Below are 15,453 nucleotides of genomic sequence, written 5' to 3' on the forward strand. Positions count from 1 at the left end.
CTGATGTCTGAGGGTCTGTTTGTGCAGCGCGTAACAAACGGGGCGAGGCCAGTTGCGGGCCTCGCCCCGGAGAGCATCTTGCGACGGGTGCTCGCGGTGACTAGAACCCGCCCATGTCGCCGATCTTCTTTATCAGTTCCGCGGTGCGGTTGCTGTAACCCCACTCGTTGTCGTACCAGCCGAGGATCTTCACGAAATTGCCCTCGAGCAGAGTGGTGCAATCGGCATCGAAAGTGCAGGACGCCTTGGAACCCACGATGTCCGCAAGGACGATGGGCTCGTCGGTGTAGTCCAGCACGTTCGCCAGCGGGCCGGATTCCGCGGCGGCCTTGAACGCAGCGTTAATCTCCTCAACCGTGGTCTTCTTGCTCAGCAGCGCGGTGAGGTCGGTGACGGAGCCGGTCGGGGTCGGCACGCGCATGGCATAGCCGTGCATCTTGCCCTTCAGCTCCGGAACGACCAGACCAATGGCCTTGGCGGCGCCGGTGGTGGTCGGGATCATGTTGATCGCGGCAGCACGGGCACGCCGCAGGTCCTTGTGCGGGAAGTCCAGGATGACCTGGTCATTGGTGTAACTGTGGATCGTGGTCATGAGGCCCATTTCAACGCCGAAATTGTCCACGAGGACCTTGCACATCGGAGCCAGACAGTTGGTGGTGCAGCTTGCGTTGGACACCAGGTTGTGCTGGGCCGGATCGTACTCGGCATCATTGACGCCCAGAACGATGGTCTTCACGCCGTCGCCCTTGGCCGGGGCCGAGATGACGACCTTCTTCGCGCCGGCTTGCAGGTGCAGGGCAGCCTTTTCCTCGTCGGTGAAACGCCCGGTGGACTCGAGGACTACCTGCACGCCAAGGTCTCCCCACGGCAGCGCAGCCGGGTCCCGTTCCTCCAGGCTCTTGATCTCGACACCATCGACGACCAGCGCGCCCTCGCCCACGGTAATGTCCGCATCCATCTTGCCGTAGATGCTGTCGTACTTCAGCAGGTGCGCCAGAGTTGTGTCATCCGTCAGGTCATTGACGGCCACGATCTCCACGTCGTCGCGGAAATTCTCCCACAGAGCCTTGAAGACTTGACGACCGATGCGGCCAAACCCATTGATACCGACCTTGATAGCCACGACGATCCCTCCTGGTTATGTGCTGCGCTATAGTTCGGGTCTAAAGTGCGGCCGAGGAAACCAGCCTGCAGGCACCGAGACACCGTTGAGACCAATTCATTATATTCATTATAATGAATCGACTTCGCGCGGTCAACCTGAACCGGCAGATTCAACCCGCCCTTGCCCAGCTGCCGGCACGGTGCGTTAGTCTATCAAAGGCCACTGCAGCGCGTCAACGAAAAACGCGGCGGGGGGCCGGGTGCATCGGTTTCGTGGGATGCGTGCAAGCTGAGGCCGATTGCGCGGTCAGCGTGTCCATCGCTCTGAGCCGTTGCTTCCCCGCACGCCTCGCAGTGGGGCAAGGGACCCACCAGCCCTCAATCCCCGTCCGGGAAGAGAGACGGCTGGATCGCAGTGACCTTCGCGGCAGACTTCATCCGCCCTATGTGGTCCGCAATCTGCAGGCGGATGTCCGGAGCGTCGCCGGGTCCCCGGACGGGCAATGCACCGCGTTGGATGAGCGCGTTGTTTCCGGCGGCGGTCTCGCGGTCATCCGGCCAGCGCACAGCCAGGAGCAGGCGGCCCTGGTCCAAGGCGCTCTCGGCGGTATTGATGGAGCCGCCGGTGGCCCGGGCTTCGACCACGATGACCCCGCGACTCAGGGCGCTTTGCAGGCGGTTGCGGGCCATGAGGGTGGCGGTGGTGGGCTGGGCGGAGGGTGGCTGCTCGGAAAGAACCGCTCCGCGCTCGAAGATGAGCCGGGCGAGGCTGAGGTTCTCGCGGGGTGTAATGACGCGGATGCCTGAGCCGAGTACGGCGATGGTGCGGCCTCCGGCTTCGAGAGCGCCGTAATGGGCTTCGGTGTCGCAACCCCGCGCGAGGCCTGCGACCACCGTGGTTCCGGTGCGGGCGAAGGCAGCCCCCAGATCACGGGCCATGCGCGCCCCGTCCGGGCTGGGGGTGCGGGTGCCGATGATTGCAATGGCGGGATCATCCTCGGGCAGAAGGCGCCCGGCGATACACACCACCACGGGAGGGTTGCGGATGCCCTTGAGCAGGGCGGGGAAGCCCTCCTCCCAGTCGCAGTAGACGCTGATGCACTCCTGCTTCAGTTGGGCGAGTTCAGCGCGGAAAGTGTCGAGGCGGCTTCTCAAGGAGCTGATGAGCTGGATCTGGCCTGGATCCAGGCGCAGAGACGGGAGGGCCAGGTCTTGCTCCGAGGCGGCGATTACGGCGGCGGGTGAGCCAAAGTGAGCCACAACGCGGCGAAACCCCGCGGGACCAAGACCGGCTCCCCAGGCCAGTGCCACATAACGCGCCTTGCGCATTTCGGGGGTGGGCATCGGTGCTCCCCTGAGCTGGGTTACTCGATGACGAAATCGACGGTCCGCAGGATCTGTCCGGCGCGGGCAATGGTCACCTTCCACGGCCCGGCGGCGAAACCGGTTGCGGCTGAAGGGCGGAAGGTAATCACGAACCGTCCCTCGCCCATTATGTCGACCTCGTGGCGCAGCGTGATGTTCCCCTGGCGGAAGAGGGTGACCACCAAAGTCGCTTGTTCCCGTACCGGGAGATGATGGGACACGAGCAGGGACAGCTCCGGCGTCCCGGCGGAGAAGACCGTTCCGGGATCCACGGGCTGGTTGCGGGAGTCCAGTCCCCGGCAGAGGACGACATCGCGGATGATGTCCGAGGCCGCTTCAGAGACAGCAGGAACGGCAGGCGCAGCCTCGGGACGGGTGGCGTAGCAGGTCTGGACAAAGGCATCGGCGAGTTCAGACGGTTCGGGGGCGCTGATGGACAGGTTGGTGTCACTGAGCCGAGCTACCTGCCCCTGTTTGATCTCCGTGCCCCGGAATTCCGCGGTGCCCCGGGCGACCCACAGGGTGACCGGGGCAGGACGCGTGCCCGGCACGGTCCCGACGCTGACCATGGTCAGGCCCGATGCGTGGACCCGGCCAGAAGGCGTGATGACTGCGACCGTGGATTCCAGCGAGCTGATGCGCAGCGTCCCGGAGGCGAGGAACAAGTCACCATCGGGCAGGGCGGTGAGAAGCGACCCAGGTGCCAGTCCGAGGGATGCTCGAACGGGGCTGTCCGCGGCCTGCCGGGTGACGAGGAGTGCGGGCCTGTCCGTGGTCTGCGCGCAGTTGGCCGGGAGCAGGTTCTGAGGCACTGGGATGCCCACCTGGGGCAGTAGGGCCTGGTCTTCAGCGGACATGAGAATGCTGAAGCCGGCGCGCAGATCGGCCTGCCAGCCCAGGAGGACCGGTTGCGCGGGAGCTTCAGGGAGTGCAAGGCGCTCCTGCGCCTGTTCGGGGGCAAGACGCGCGACGATGACGCCCTCTCCGTCAAAGGCGGGCCCCAATTGGCTGGCGGAGACCGTGAAGGGATAGGTATCCCCGAGTTCGGCGCCGGGGGCGATCAGGCCGCGGCCATTGGTGCTCACCGGTGCGTCATTGCCGGCAGATTCTTCAGAGGGTTTCTCGGGCGGAAGGGTAAGCTTCTCGGTGCGCGCGACCATGCAGTCCACATACCAGGTGAACTCGTACTCGGCCGGGCCCGTTGAGACCTGGTGGCGGAAGGTTGCGGACGCGGAGGACGCGGTGGTCAAGACGGTCATGTTGCCGAGCCTGGAAGGGTAGACGCCGACACGGTCGGCGAGCGGACCGGTGCCGGGCACGGTGCGGACCGGCGGGAGTGCGACCCCGTCCCGGCGTGCTGCGAACCAGATCCGGTAGCCGCGGGGATTCCCGTACTCGGGATTGGCAGAGTCGCTTTCACCAAGCCCCTGCCGGCCAGTGCGCGCCCAGCGGTCCACAACGTCCTTGGGCAGGTGAGCGGACAGACGAACGTCCCAGGCAGCGGGCCCCTCCTGGCGCGCTCGACCGACTTCGAGACGGAGGGTGAGGATCCCGTCGTGGTTGAACTCCCGGGTCTGCGCATGACCCGCGATGCCGGATGCGGCCAGAAGGATGGCGATGAGGCGGACGTTCACGCGGATAGGCTCCTTTTCGCGAGAGGGCATACTGTGGTATGGGTGCGTTGCCATGTGCACTGGGTGCAAGGGGCTGACGGCAACGACGGACGGCGGCGTCGAGACGCCCGCCCCACGCGCCGGAAGGCGGACGGCCGGCGGTTGTTGGTCGTTGTCGTTGAGCCCCGCAGGGGCGTAAGCCCTTTGCCACCAGCGTGAGCTGGTGGAATCAGGGCCGCCATTCGGAATAGTTGGAGCCCCGAAGGGGCGGCAGAATCTGCGATGAAGCCGAAAGGCCGAGCCCGATAGTCAGGTGCGGAATGTGCCTGTTGTCCTAGGCACAGGGCCCCGCACAGAGATTGACGCACGGCGCGATCTCGCAGTCGCGGAGTGTTTTCTGCCTATAGCAGCGGGATACCTGCCGGCCTTGACCGTGGGTCGCGAAAGGGGCTACTCTCCCCGTGACTTCCGGCGCGTAAGCGATGGGCGGCAGGTGAGGCGTATCCCGGACTTCGAGTACACCGGTCGAACCGAACAGGGAACCGAGGTCAAGGGCAAGATCGAGGCGCCGTCCAAGGCCGCGGCATCTGTCCGCCTGCGGCAGAAGGGCATCTGGATCGAGGCCCTCGAGGAATCCGGGGCTGCGCGACGCAAGGCGGCGACCCCCAGGCGCTGGTGGTTCGCCTACGGTCTCGCGCCGGTGAGGCCGGGGAGCATGGGGCACTTTTTCGACCAACTCGCCGGCCTGTATCGGGCCGGGGTGAGCCTTGGCGAAGCAGTGGACGGGATGACCGCGCGAGTCTCCAGCGGGAAACTGGCGCGGGTGCTGCGGGAGACGCGGCCCATCGTGCAGCACGGGGGGACGTTGGCCGACGGTCTTGAAACCTTCCCACAAGTTTTCCCGCCCGGCGTTGTGGGGATGGTCCGCGTGGGCGAGATGACGGGGAACCTGGATGAGGTAGCGCTGGACCTCGCGGCGGATTACCATGGTGAGCAGCGTATCTGGTGGCTGCTCCTGATCCCGAAGATCTACTTCCTGATAGTCCTGGTTCTGGCGGCACTGATCCCGAGTTTCCCGATGGTCGTGCAAGCGCCGGATATCATGTCCGGCCTGCGGCTCTGGGTGGCCCACGTCGTCGCGAAGGTGCTGCCCTGGATGTTGGTGGCGGTCGCGGCGTACTTGATGTTGCGGGTTGTGTGGAACCTCCCGGGCGTGTTGCGGGTCCGTGATATACCGGCGTACTACCTGCCGGTCTGGCGAGGGCTCACGGTGCGCTACGGGCTGTGTCGGTTCTTCCGGGCGCTGGAGCTATCGGTGCGGGCCGGGGTGGATTTCCCGACGGCCCTGGAGAGCGCGGCGGATGCGGCGGGCAACCGGTTCATGGTGCGGCAGATCAGGGCGGCGGGGGAAGCGGCCCGGAGGGGGACGCCGCTGGACCAGGCGCTCATGCTCTGCCCGTTCATTTCGAAGGAACTGCTGGGAAGCCTGAGTTCGGCGGCGCAGGGCGGGACCTTCGACCAGACACTGCCGCGCCTGACGGAGCAGATGAAGACGGCCCGGGACCAGATGATGGGCGGGCTGCGGTTGGCCGCGCTGGTCCTGATCTACGCAACCACGGTGCTCATCGCATTGGGCGCGCTGATCGCGGGGTATCTGTTGCTGTACAAGAGCATCTTCGAACGCGCCGGGGTGGGGGATATTCTGGAGTGAATTGCGAAGTGCTGAGATCCGGACGTGACCATCACACTCCACTGACACGCGCAGTCTCATTGGCCATTGCCACTACGGCACTGCTGGTCGCCTCGTCTCTTGCTGAGTGCCAGGAACTTGATTTCGAGCAGCCGGGGGCGGGGTGGTCGGTAGCACAGGGCGCGGCGCGGTGGAGCGCCGATCGACCCGCGCGGGGCACGAACTGCCTGGTCCTCGATGGTGGCACGGAGGCGACGTGGGTGGTCTCCGAAGAACTGGGCGTCGTTGTCGGTGAACCCTTCGAATTATCACTGGCCCTGAGACCAACATCCGGCGAGCCCATCGTCGCTCTGGCGCTGGTGAAGGACGCGGGGGCGCCCGAAGGCCCGTATCTTTGGCGAGGAAAGGCGTCCAGTGCGCCTCGCTGGAGCCGTCGCTCGTTCACAGTAGTGTGCGGGATTGCGGGAGCGCGACTTGCGATCGGTGTGGAAGCGGGCAGCGGAAGCCTTGCGGTGGATGATGTGCGTCTCGGAAAAGCCAGGCTGGCCCCCGTTACGCGCAAGATCCCGAAAGACCGTCTCCCTGATTACGGGGCGCAACTGCCGCCGGACTGGCAGCCTCAGGGCAAACTGGACCTGCAAGTCCGCACCTTCATGGGAGAGGAGAGCACCTACATCCAGGCGGGGATGCTGGAGCTGAATCCCCTGCAGGAAGTGACGATAAGGCGCGGAGAGCGGACCGGCATGTATCTGGACGTGTTCAACCGCGCGCCCAAGGCGGGAACTCTCCGGGTGGAAGTCCAGGGGCCGCGGGGCTGGCGCATGGAGACCTGGGAGACGGAAGTGCCTGGGCTGCAGACGGTCTCGCTGAACCTGCCGCTGCAGTCCATGACTGCGGGGGATTGCCGGGTCAAGGTTGTCTTCGGCGCTGGAGACAGCGCTCGGTCGATGCCGGTCACGGTACATACTCTGCGGCAATATCCGGTGCTGGGCGCCTTCTGGACGGACCCGGACAGCATTCACGCCAAGGCAGACGCCCTGCCGGTCCAGTTCAACCACCTGATCGCGCCGCCGGACCTCGCCCAGGCGGGCCTCCTGCGCCTGGGGTCGCTGCCGGGGGACGCGGGCCTGACGCTTGATGGGACAGCCGCGCAGGCCCTGGCGGCGCTGAGGGTGCTCCCTGAGGCGCTGGCTGAGACGCTGGCAACCATCGGGCTAACTGATCCGGCGCTCATCCTTGATACGGCGAAGGATTACTATGCGGCGGCCCGGGCGGTCAATGAGAGCGCGGTGATCACGGGCAGGCCATTCGCGCTGAGGGCATCGGCGACGGGGCTCGAGGCCGGCGAGGATCTGCGAAGTGCGCTGGTCGAAGGCTCGGGGCGCTGGGCAGACGTGCTCAGTGTGCGGCTCCCCGAGTTTGCGGGGAGTGTTGCGGTTCGCGAAACCGGCGAGACAACCGGAGAGGGCGCGTCGCTGCCATGCCTGGAGCATTTCGACCGCTCCTGGGACCTGGCGGGCCTGCGGAACGAGTTGATCCGGGCCGGGGCTACGCTGCCGCTGTTCGCACTGGTGTCCGGCCATAGCACTGGTGCGGATGGGCTGGACGCCGTGTTGCTCAGCCGGATCATCACCCAGATCGCGGCGGTGGGAGCCAATGGGATTGCGTTGCCGGGGATGGCCCGCAGCACGGGGGAGATCGGGCTGATGAAGCCGGACGGCACGCTGAATGAAGCGGTCGTGACCGTAGTCGACGAGCTTGCGCGGGAGCTTGCCGGGGCCATCCCCCTGAGCCCCCCCATGAGCAGTGCAGTTGCGGCGTATGAGCCCGGACGCCCGGTGGTGCTGCGGTCCTTCATCCGCGGCGACGAGGGGATCGTGGTGCTGTGGAACAATACCCGGGAACGGCAGTCGGTGGCGGTGGATGTGCGCGCGAGGCCGGTGCAGGTACGGCTGCTGCGCATTTCGTATCCAGGCGAGCTGTGCCAGCGGGAGTTCGACGGGAGCTTCACATGGGATGCGCTGGCCCGCAGGTGGGGCCTGCCCGCGGTGTTCGTGGATGTGGAGCCCCTCCAGACGGTGGTCGTCTCACTGAAGCTCCGCAATCCGGACAACACGTGGTTGCGCGAGGTGGGGCCACAGCCTCCGAAAGATGAGAAGCCTGCCCCGGACAGCCTCAAGGCCATCGAAGAGCACGGCTGGCGCGATCTGTAGACCGCCTGGGAGCGCACCATGAAGGACGCGCGGGAGATCGTCCCCCTCAACCCCGAGCAAGCCCGCCTGCGAGACTTTGACCTGCGCGAGATCAATGCGCAGGACCCGGGCGACCACATGGCGCTGAAGTACATGGCGCGGCTGGAGGCAGTGGCGGCTGCGGTGCGCAAATACGCCCCCTTTGGCGGACTGGTGCTGGAAGTCGGTTGCGCGCAGGCCAATGCAGGCCTGCTCCTGGCCGAAGAAGGGTACCGATGCGTGGGTCTGGACCTGCTGCCGGATTCGTTGGGCTACGCCCGGATGAAGCACGAGCGCGGGGAGTTCCATGCGATCTGCGGGGATGCGACGAAGCTGCCTTTTGCACAGGGGGTTTTTGATGCGGCGCTGGTGGGGGAGCTGCTGGAGCACTGTGCGCGGCCTGCGCAGGTGCTTGGCGGGATTGCACAGTGTGTCAAGCCCGGCGGGTGTCTGATCCTGACGACGCCAAACGGCGAGCGTATCGGCAACCGCGATCGGACCTTTGCATCGGCTTGCGCGGAGGAAGACGAGGGGCGGCAGTTCGGTCCCGGCGGTGAAGACCACCTCTTCGAGTTCACACTTGGGGAACTATCAGGGGTCGTGCGGGATGCCGGGCTGGAAGTGATCTCCACGCGCCGGCTGGGGTCGGCGCTGCACAGCAACCGGCTTCGCGCGCTGCGGAAGGGGCTCTCCCCGGAGGCTGTCCGGCGCCTAGCAGAGCCCTTGAACGCCACGCCGGTGCTGGGACCGAAGCTCGCACTGACACTGCTTGTGGTGGCGCGAGTGCACTAATAAGAACGGTCCCACCCTGGAATGCGGTGAACCCATGTCCACAGTGCTGTTCCCCGACGAAAACTCCCAGGCTGCCGCCGATGATCTCGCGCGGTCGGAGGAAGATACAGTCGTCATTCGCCTCGTTGTGCGTGAGGATGAGCTCCGGCGGCTCAAGATGTCCGGGATCAGCCGGGAGGACTGGCAGGAGGTGGCAGAGCGGTCGGCGGAGCTCACGCGAGAACTGGGGCGGGCGATGCCGCCGGGTCTCGGGGCAACGCGGCGGAGCACCGTGAGCTTCTGGGATTGCCGCGGGGAGTCCTTCCGATCGTGGTTCCTGGCGCCCATGCTGGCGAATGCGGCAATCGCACGGGCTGCGGTTGCCGAACATGAGCCGAAGCGGGCGATGGTGCTGGAAGATGCCTCCCGGCCCGGGTGGTGGACATGTAGGCAGCAGGTGTATGAACCGGTCCGCGCGGGGCTTCTCGGGACAGGACTGGAACCCGAGGTACACCCACCGCTTTGGTTGCGCGCGGTTCGCCGAGCGGCGCTGGCACTGGCCTCGCCCGCAGACGGCCTGTTCCGGCGCTTCGGCGGCGCAAGGGCGGGTAAGCGGGGGGCCTGGATGCGCTCCCTCGCCGCGCCAGAGCCGGCCGATGTGCTCTTCCTGGCAATCGGCGCCACCAGCGTGCCCATCATCGACCGGGTCGCGTCCGCTCTGCAGTCCTTTCACGGGCTGACAAGCGCGGCTCTCATGTTCGATCTGGACGACATGGGCATGGAGCGAGCGTCGAAGACCGACACCCCTTACTCGTACATCGACCAAGTGCATGGTGGAATGTGGGAAGCACTGGGCACTTTCGGCAGGGTGGCGCTTGCCTGGCCGTGGTGGTATCTGCACACACTGCGGCAGGTGAACCGGACGGAGTTCGGGCGCCTTCTGCCCGCGGTGACCGCGCTGCTCATGGTAGCCCTCGCGCGAGACAGTCAGCAGACGCTGGCGGATATCGAGGCGGCAGAACGCGCTCTGGACAAGTACACGCCGAAAGTCCTCGTGTCGCTGCATCTGTCGTGGTATCGCACCGCGCCGCTTGTGCTCGCAGCCCATGCTCGAGGCATACCGGTGGTGTATCTGCAGCACGGAATCTATCTGACGAAGGACGACTGCACCCTCCCGCTGCCGTATGACGAAATGCTGGTATTCGGGGACTCCGCCGCCGAAGCGCTGGCCGACCGCGCGGGTAAAACGCCGGTGACGGTGGTCGGTCATTGCGTGTACGACGACCTCGCGGGGTCGGGCGAGAAGTCGCCCGATCCCGGCGAGTTGCGGCAGGTGCTGCTTGCGACCCAGCCCCACGGCTGCGAGAGGGTGGATATGGAGCGTGCGAACTGGTGGGCACGGGGAGTTGCCCTTGCATGCCGGGAGCTTGGGCTGTCTCTGGCCGTAAAACTGCACCCGAGGGAGCTTTTCGCCGATGGCTACCGGCGGCTTGAGAACCAGATGCCCGGCACGGTGCATGTCATCCAGCACGGCGAGCGCAATTTGCATGACATGATCCGTCAGTCATGCTGCCTTGTGACGGTGGACTCCACAGTGGTGCTGGAAGCGGCGCTGCTGGGGACACCGGCAATGGTGGTGAACCTCTCGGGGAACGACGATCGGTTTCCCTTCGTCGCGGACGGAGGGGCGGTGGGGGTGTACCGCTTCGAGGATATTCTGCCCTCTTTGCGGCGGGTTGTGGAAACCGGAGGGGCTGAACTTGCGAGTACACGGGAGGCCTTCCTGCGGCGGCACCTGGGGATCGCGGATGGCCATAGCGCCCGGAGGGTGGCGGCGATTGTGGCGAGGCACGCGGGCAAGAGCAGTGGTCGGAGGGCGAACGGGCAGGATTGCCTATCCCGCTGAGGGCAAGACGGGAACGGCGTTCGCAGGGAAGCCCCTTCCAGCATAGTGCAGGGATGCGTGTGCCCTCGGAAGAGGGTGCCGGTGCCCCCGCTGCGCGGTCTTACCGAACGAACTTCGCCAGGCGATTCAGGGCGATCACGAAGCCCTCGCCATCGTTGCGGTGGCCCATCCAGATCTCGGGGATGAACCCGACGTCAAGGCCTTGCAGGACAGGCATGATGTCCTCGAAAGGCACCTCTCCCTCGCCGATTTGCAGCCCTTCGCCATCGGTGCCCGAGGCGTCTGCGATGTGGACGTGGGCGGTGTGGGGGGCGATGAGGCGAGTGAACTCCAGCAAGTCACCATGTCCCGCCGCGCAGGCGAGGGCGGCGTGGGAGACGTCGAAGCACAGCCGGGCGCCCGTCGCCTCGACGAGCTGGAGCCAGTCCTCCACAGCCATGAATGCGTCATGATACCACTGGCCGCCGAAGTACCACGGATACGGTGGCATATTTTCCATGAGCACTTCCACACCGGGCTCCGCAAGGAGTTGGGGCAAGTTGTCGCACAGTCGGGCTACCAGGTCGGCGCGGGTGTCGGGCTCCGGCTCATAGCTCATTGCGCCGGGGTGTGAGACAACGCGCACGCGTTCGGGCGTTCCGGAAAAATGCGGGCGCAGTTCGCGGGCGATGTCCATGACCCGTCGCAGGACATCCATGCTGGTCTGCACCGTGGCGCGGTCCGGGCTGCAGAAGTTGAGCAGGCGGCCGTGGTAGTACTCGGGCGCGTGGATGACCAATTCCTGGGAGAAGGAGGGCAGGTCCGGTATCTCGGCATCCAGGTCGGTATCGGTGAGGTGGAATTCGAACAGGTCCGGGTGGAAGCGGGTCATACGGTCCAGGTCGCGGTAGCGCACCACAGGACCCCAGCGCAGGGGGAACCCGCCCGCCAGTTCCTCGAGAGACGCATCGGACAGGTCGGTCTCGCGGAACTGTTCATCCTGCGCGATATCTCTGCGGGCGGTGCGTCCAATGAGCTCGCCCATGCGCTGGGGAAGGATCCCGTGGCCGGGCCCCATGACCTTGATCATATCCGCGGCGATGACTTCTCCGGCTCGGATCGGGCGCGCCGCAACCAGGCTCTTGCCCAGGGCCAGGCGATTGAGCAGCTCCCCACGTGAGCGGACCCTTTTCGGCTTGCCCATGGCCTGCTCCACATTGCGGATGTCCCGCACCTGCTTCTCCAGGCCTACAGGTTCCAGACTGGCGGCGTGATCGGGGCCGGGCATGGTGCGGTCGAGAGTGATGTGGCGCTCGATGATGCAGGCCCCCATGGCCACGGCGGCGGTGGACACCGCGATCCCACGCTCATGCCCAGAGTAACCAACGGGCACCCCGAACTCCCGCAGGCGCTCCATGAAGCGCAGGTTGATGTCCTTGAATGGCGCCGGGTACGTAGACTGGCAATGCAGAAGCGCAAACTGGACCCCGCGCTGGTGCAGCATTTCCACGGTGGTTGCGATCTCGTCCAGGCTGGACATGCCGGTGGACAGGATCAGCGGCTTGCCGGTGGCGGCCAGGTGCTCCAGCAGGGGCAGGTTTGTGAGGTCCGCGGATGCCACCTTGTAGCAGCGGATGCCGATGCTCTCCAGGAAGTCCACGCTCTCGATGTCCCACGGACTGCAGATGAACTCCACGCCGCGTTCGGCGCAGTATCCCGACAGGTCGCGCATGACCTCCTCAGAGAGCTCAGCCTGCTGCAGGTAGGGCAGGAGAAAGCCGATCTCCTTTTCCTCGCGTGTGGGGTCGTCGAGGGTGCGAGCGGAGTAAAGGGTTTCCAGCGTGCGCTTCTGGAACTTCACCGCATCGACCCCGGATGCCACAGCTACGTCGATGAGCTTGCGGGCAAGCTCGGGGTTGCCGTTGTGGTTGATACCCGCCTCTGCGATGATGTATGCCGGCTCGCCGGGGCCGATGAGGCGGTCGCCGATTGCCAGGTGTGTGATGATTCGCGTCATGCTTCAGCGTATCTCGATGCCCCGGATGGCTTCTCCGGCGAGCACGAAATCCTCCTCATGGTCAATGTCGATGGAGCGGATCGGGTCCATCTCCACCACCCTTACGTGGCCGCCAAGACGGTTCTGGTACGCGAGCAGGACATCACGGCGGGTCACGTAGACCGCCCCATTTTCCCGGTACTTCTGGGGCATGTCCTGGGAGCGCGGGCGCTTCTGGTAGTCATACTCGGCATGGTACCGTCCGGTCTCGTCACGAGTGCCCATGAGATACCAGTGCTGCACGTGCAGGACAGTCATTACTGCGTCGCAGCCGGAATCAAAGAGCAGGTTGATGCACTCGTCGATGGTGTCGGTCCCGCGCAAAGGCGAGGTGCACTGCAGAAGGGTCACAGCGTCGGGAATGTACCCCTCCCTGTCCTCAAGGACCTGGAGGGCGTGGAGCAGAGCGGGCTCGGTGGGGGTTGTGTCCCCGGCGAGCTCCGCGGGCCGGCGGATGACTTCGGCCCCTGCGGCAGAAGCGACTTCGGCGATCTCATCATCATCCGTAGAGACCACCAGGCGGTCGATGAGGGTGGACCTCAGGGCAGCCTCGATGGTCCACACGATCAGCGGCTTGCCCGCCAGTTCCCGCACATTCTTGCGGGGGATCCCCTTGGAGCCCCCGCGAGCGGGGATGATGGCCAGTACACGACGATTGGTGTCCATGATGGTCTCTCCGCACAACGCAATGACGGCGGATCAGTAGCGCTCGATCGTGAGCCCGGGCGATGGCACCAGTCTGATGAGCCTTTCTGCCCCCGCCGCCAGAAGCTGTGCCCCCATCCAGTCGGGGGATTCGTGCAGGGCGATGATGGTACCCCCGCGCCCGGCGCCGGATAGCTTCGCGCCAAGCGCTCCGGCCTTCAACGCCGCGTTGATGAGGCGTTCGTTCGGTTCGCCCACGCCCACGAGGTCCTGGACCAGAGCGTGGCTCTCGCGCATGAGTTCGCCCAACCACTCCCAGTCGGCGTTGATGAGTGCGCGCTTGCCGAGTCTGCCCAGTTCGCCGATGCGCGCGAAGCCCGCGATCTGGGCCGGGTCGCCGTTCTCCCACTTGCGGCGGGGTTCGGCATGGTACTGTCCCGAATGACGCTGGACGCCGCTGTTGGCCAGGATGAAGGGCAGGTTCGGAACGTCCTGAGCCAGGGGTTCCACGGTGGCATAGGGTGCCCGGGGGTCGAAAGTGTGGTTCTCCTTGCCCCGCAGGTCCACGCAGTTGAGGCCACCGAAGACCACCATGTATTGGTCCTGGAAGCCGCAGTGGACTCCCAGTTCCTGGCGCTCCACGCGGCGCGCAAGTTCGGCAAGTTCGTGACGCGGGATCTCAATGTCGAAATGGGCCAGGGTTCCGGCGAGGATCACCAGGAGCATGGCCGTCGAACCGGCGCAGCCACTCATGAGAGGAATATTGCTCTGAGCGCGCACATGGAAGGTTGCATTGGGGTCGATGAGGCCTTTCTCCGCGTACTCGCTGGTGCGCAGATAGCGCCAGACCGCTTTCGCCACATCCAGGAAGTGGAGGTCCGGGTCATAGGCGAGCTTATCCGGGGTGTCGATGACCTGGTACTGGCCGTAGATGTCGAAGATCAGCACCGGGCTGGAAGCAACGGTTGCGTCAGCGCGCTCGCCGATGGTACAGGAAACCACCGTGCCGCCGTATATGTCGGATGGATTGCCGATGATGCCCCCGCGACCGGGAGCAGTGACGCGAACCATGGGCAGAGACCGCCAGGTGGAAAAGTGAATAGCGCGATTATGCGATTGTGGGCCTCCACGCGGCGGGAGTCAAGAAGAGCGTGAGTGATGCCCCGGGTTGATACCCGGGTTGATGCCCCGGGTTGATACCCGGGTTGACGCCCCGGGTTGATGCCCCGGGTTGAAACCCGGGGCTACAGGCCTGCGGCCGGGCGTCCTGAGGGACGCGTAGGTTGACGCCCCAGATCGACGCCCCGCGCTGAAGCACGGGGCTATGGGCCTGCGGCCGGGCGTCCTGAGGACGGGCTTTCCCGTCCCGCGCTGAAGCCCCGCGCTGAAGCCCCGCGCTGAAGCACGGGGCTAGGGGCCTGCGGCCGGGCGTCCTGCCGGACGCAAAGGCCGAGGAGATTGCCGACCAGGTTGCGGCGGTCGAGCATCTCGACAGGCCGTTTGCCGTCCAGCCCCGAAGGGGCGGCAGTCTCTTGCCACCAGCGTCAGCTGGTGGAATCAGGGCCCCCCTCCAGATTATAAGAGCCCCCGAAGGGGGCGGCAGAAATCCGACCTCCGCCTGCGGGGGCGTCGACGCCCCAGATCGACGCCCCGCGCTGAAGCACGGGGCTATGGGCCTGCGGCCGGGCGTCCTGAGGACGGGCTTTCCCGTCCCGCGCTGGCGCCCCGCGCTGAAGCACGGGGCTGTGGGCCTTCGGCCGGGCGTCCTGCCGGACGCAAAGGCCGAGGAGATTGCCGACCAGGTTGCGGCGGTCGAGCATCTCGACAGGCCGTTTGCCGTCCAGCCCCGAAGGGGCGTCAGCCCTTTGCCACCAGCGTAAGCTGGTGGAATCAGGGCCCCCCTCCAGATTACAAGAGCCCCCGAAGGGGGCGGCAGACGCCCCGCGCTGAAACCCGGGGCTATGGGCCTGCGGCCGGGCGTCCTGCCGGACGCAAAGGCCGAGGAGATTGCTTCGTCTCCAATAACGACCGTCGAAACGACCGCCGACCGGGACGGTCGGCCTGCGCGGGGTTACCCATTCCGCCCCAGGTCG

Annotated in this window: 10 protein-coding genes; 4 read left to right on the forward strand and 6 right to left on the reverse strand. The window is 65.9% G+C overall.

The genetic code is table 11. From position 1 onward, the window contains the following. Nucleotides 1-100: 100 nt before the first annotated feature. The 3 genes from gap to HPY44_00515 form a co-directional block, all read right to left on the reverse strand. On the reverse strand, nt 101-1,123 hold the full coding sequence (gene gap, locus HPY44_00505) for a type I glyceraldehyde-3-phosphate dehydrogenase (protein ID NSW54464.1): 1,023 nt from the start codon (nt 1,121-1,123) through the stop codon (nt 101-103). A gap of 359 nt (nt 1,124-1,482) precedes the next feature. Then, nucleotides 1,483-2,448, reverse strand: a complete 966-nt coding sequence (locus tag HPY44_00510; GenBank protein ID NSW54465.1) for a DNA-protecting protein DprA — start codon at nt 2,446-2,448, stop codon at nt 1,483-1,485. A gap of 20 nt (nt 2,449-2,468) precedes the next feature. Then, nucleotides 2,469-4,103: a hypothetical protein gene (locus tag HPY44_00515; GenBank protein NSW54466.1), complete on the reverse strand. Its 1,635-nt coding sequence runs from the start codon at nt 4,101-4,103 to the stop codon at nt 2,469-2,471. A 406-nt stretch (nt 4,104-4,509) separates the two neighbouring features. Between HPY44_00515 and HPY44_00520 the strand changes: the two genes are divergently transcribed. The 4 genes from HPY44_00520 to HPY44_00535 are packed head-to-tail and all read left to right on the forward strand — an operon-like array spanning nt 4,510 to nt 10,680. Next, a complete protein-coding gene (locus tag HPY44_00520) occupies nt 4,510-5,793 on the forward strand; it encodes a type II secretion system F family protein (GenBank protein ID NSW54467.1) in 1,284 nt (427 codons plus the stop codon). An 8-nt stretch (nt 5,794-5,801) separates the two neighbouring features. Then, nucleotides 5,802-7,985, forward strand: coding sequence for a hypothetical protein (locus tag HPY44_00525; protein ID NSW54468.1), 2,184 nt, complete (start codon nt 5,802-5,804; stop codon nt 7,983-7,985). An 18-nt stretch (nt 7,986-8,003) separates the two neighbouring features. Continuing rightward, nucleotides 8,004-8,795: a class I SAM-dependent methyltransferase gene (locus HPY44_00530; protein NSW54469.1), complete on the forward strand. Its 792-nt coding sequence runs from the start codon at nt 8,004-8,006 to the stop codon at nt 8,793-8,795. Between the two features lie 34 nt (nt 8,796-8,829). After that, complete coding sequence (locus HPY44_00535) at nt 8,830-10,680, forward strand: hypothetical protein (protein ID NSW54470.1); 1,851 nt, start codon at nt 8,830-8,832, stop codon at nt 10,678-10,680. 100 nt (nt 10,681-10,780) lie between these two features. Here the strand turns inward: HPY44_00535 and HPY44_00540 are convergent, their stop codons facing one another. From HPY44_00540 to HPY44_00550, 3 genes are read right to left on the reverse strand one after another with little or no spacing between them, the layout of a single operon-like run. Further along, nucleotides 10,781-12,676 (reverse strand): N-acetylneuraminate synthase family protein, encoded by a 1,896-nt coding sequence (locus tag HPY44_00540; protein ID NSW54471.1) that lies wholly within the window; start codon nt 12,674-12,676, stop codon nt 10,781-10,783. A gap of 3 nt (nt 12,677-12,679) precedes the next feature. Next, nucleotides 12,680-13,381 carry an acylneuraminate cytidylyltransferase family protein gene (locus tag HPY44_00545; GenBank protein NSW54472.1) on the reverse strand — a complete coding sequence of 234 codons (702 nt, stop codon included), beginning with the start codon at nt 13,379-13,381 and terminating at the stop codon, nt 12,680-12,682. Between the two features lie 33 nt (nt 13,382-13,414). Then, nucleotides 13,415-14,431 (reverse strand): hypothetical protein, encoded by a 1,017-nt coding sequence (locus HPY44_00550; protein NSW54473.1) that lies wholly within the window; start codon nt 14,429-14,431, stop codon nt 13,415-13,417. Nucleotides 14,432-15,453: the final 1,022 nt, after the last annotated feature.

The organism is Armatimonadota bacterium (assembly GCA_013314775.1).
Lineage (GTDB): Bacteria > Armatimonadota > Zipacnadia > Zipacnadales > JABUFB01 > JABUFB01.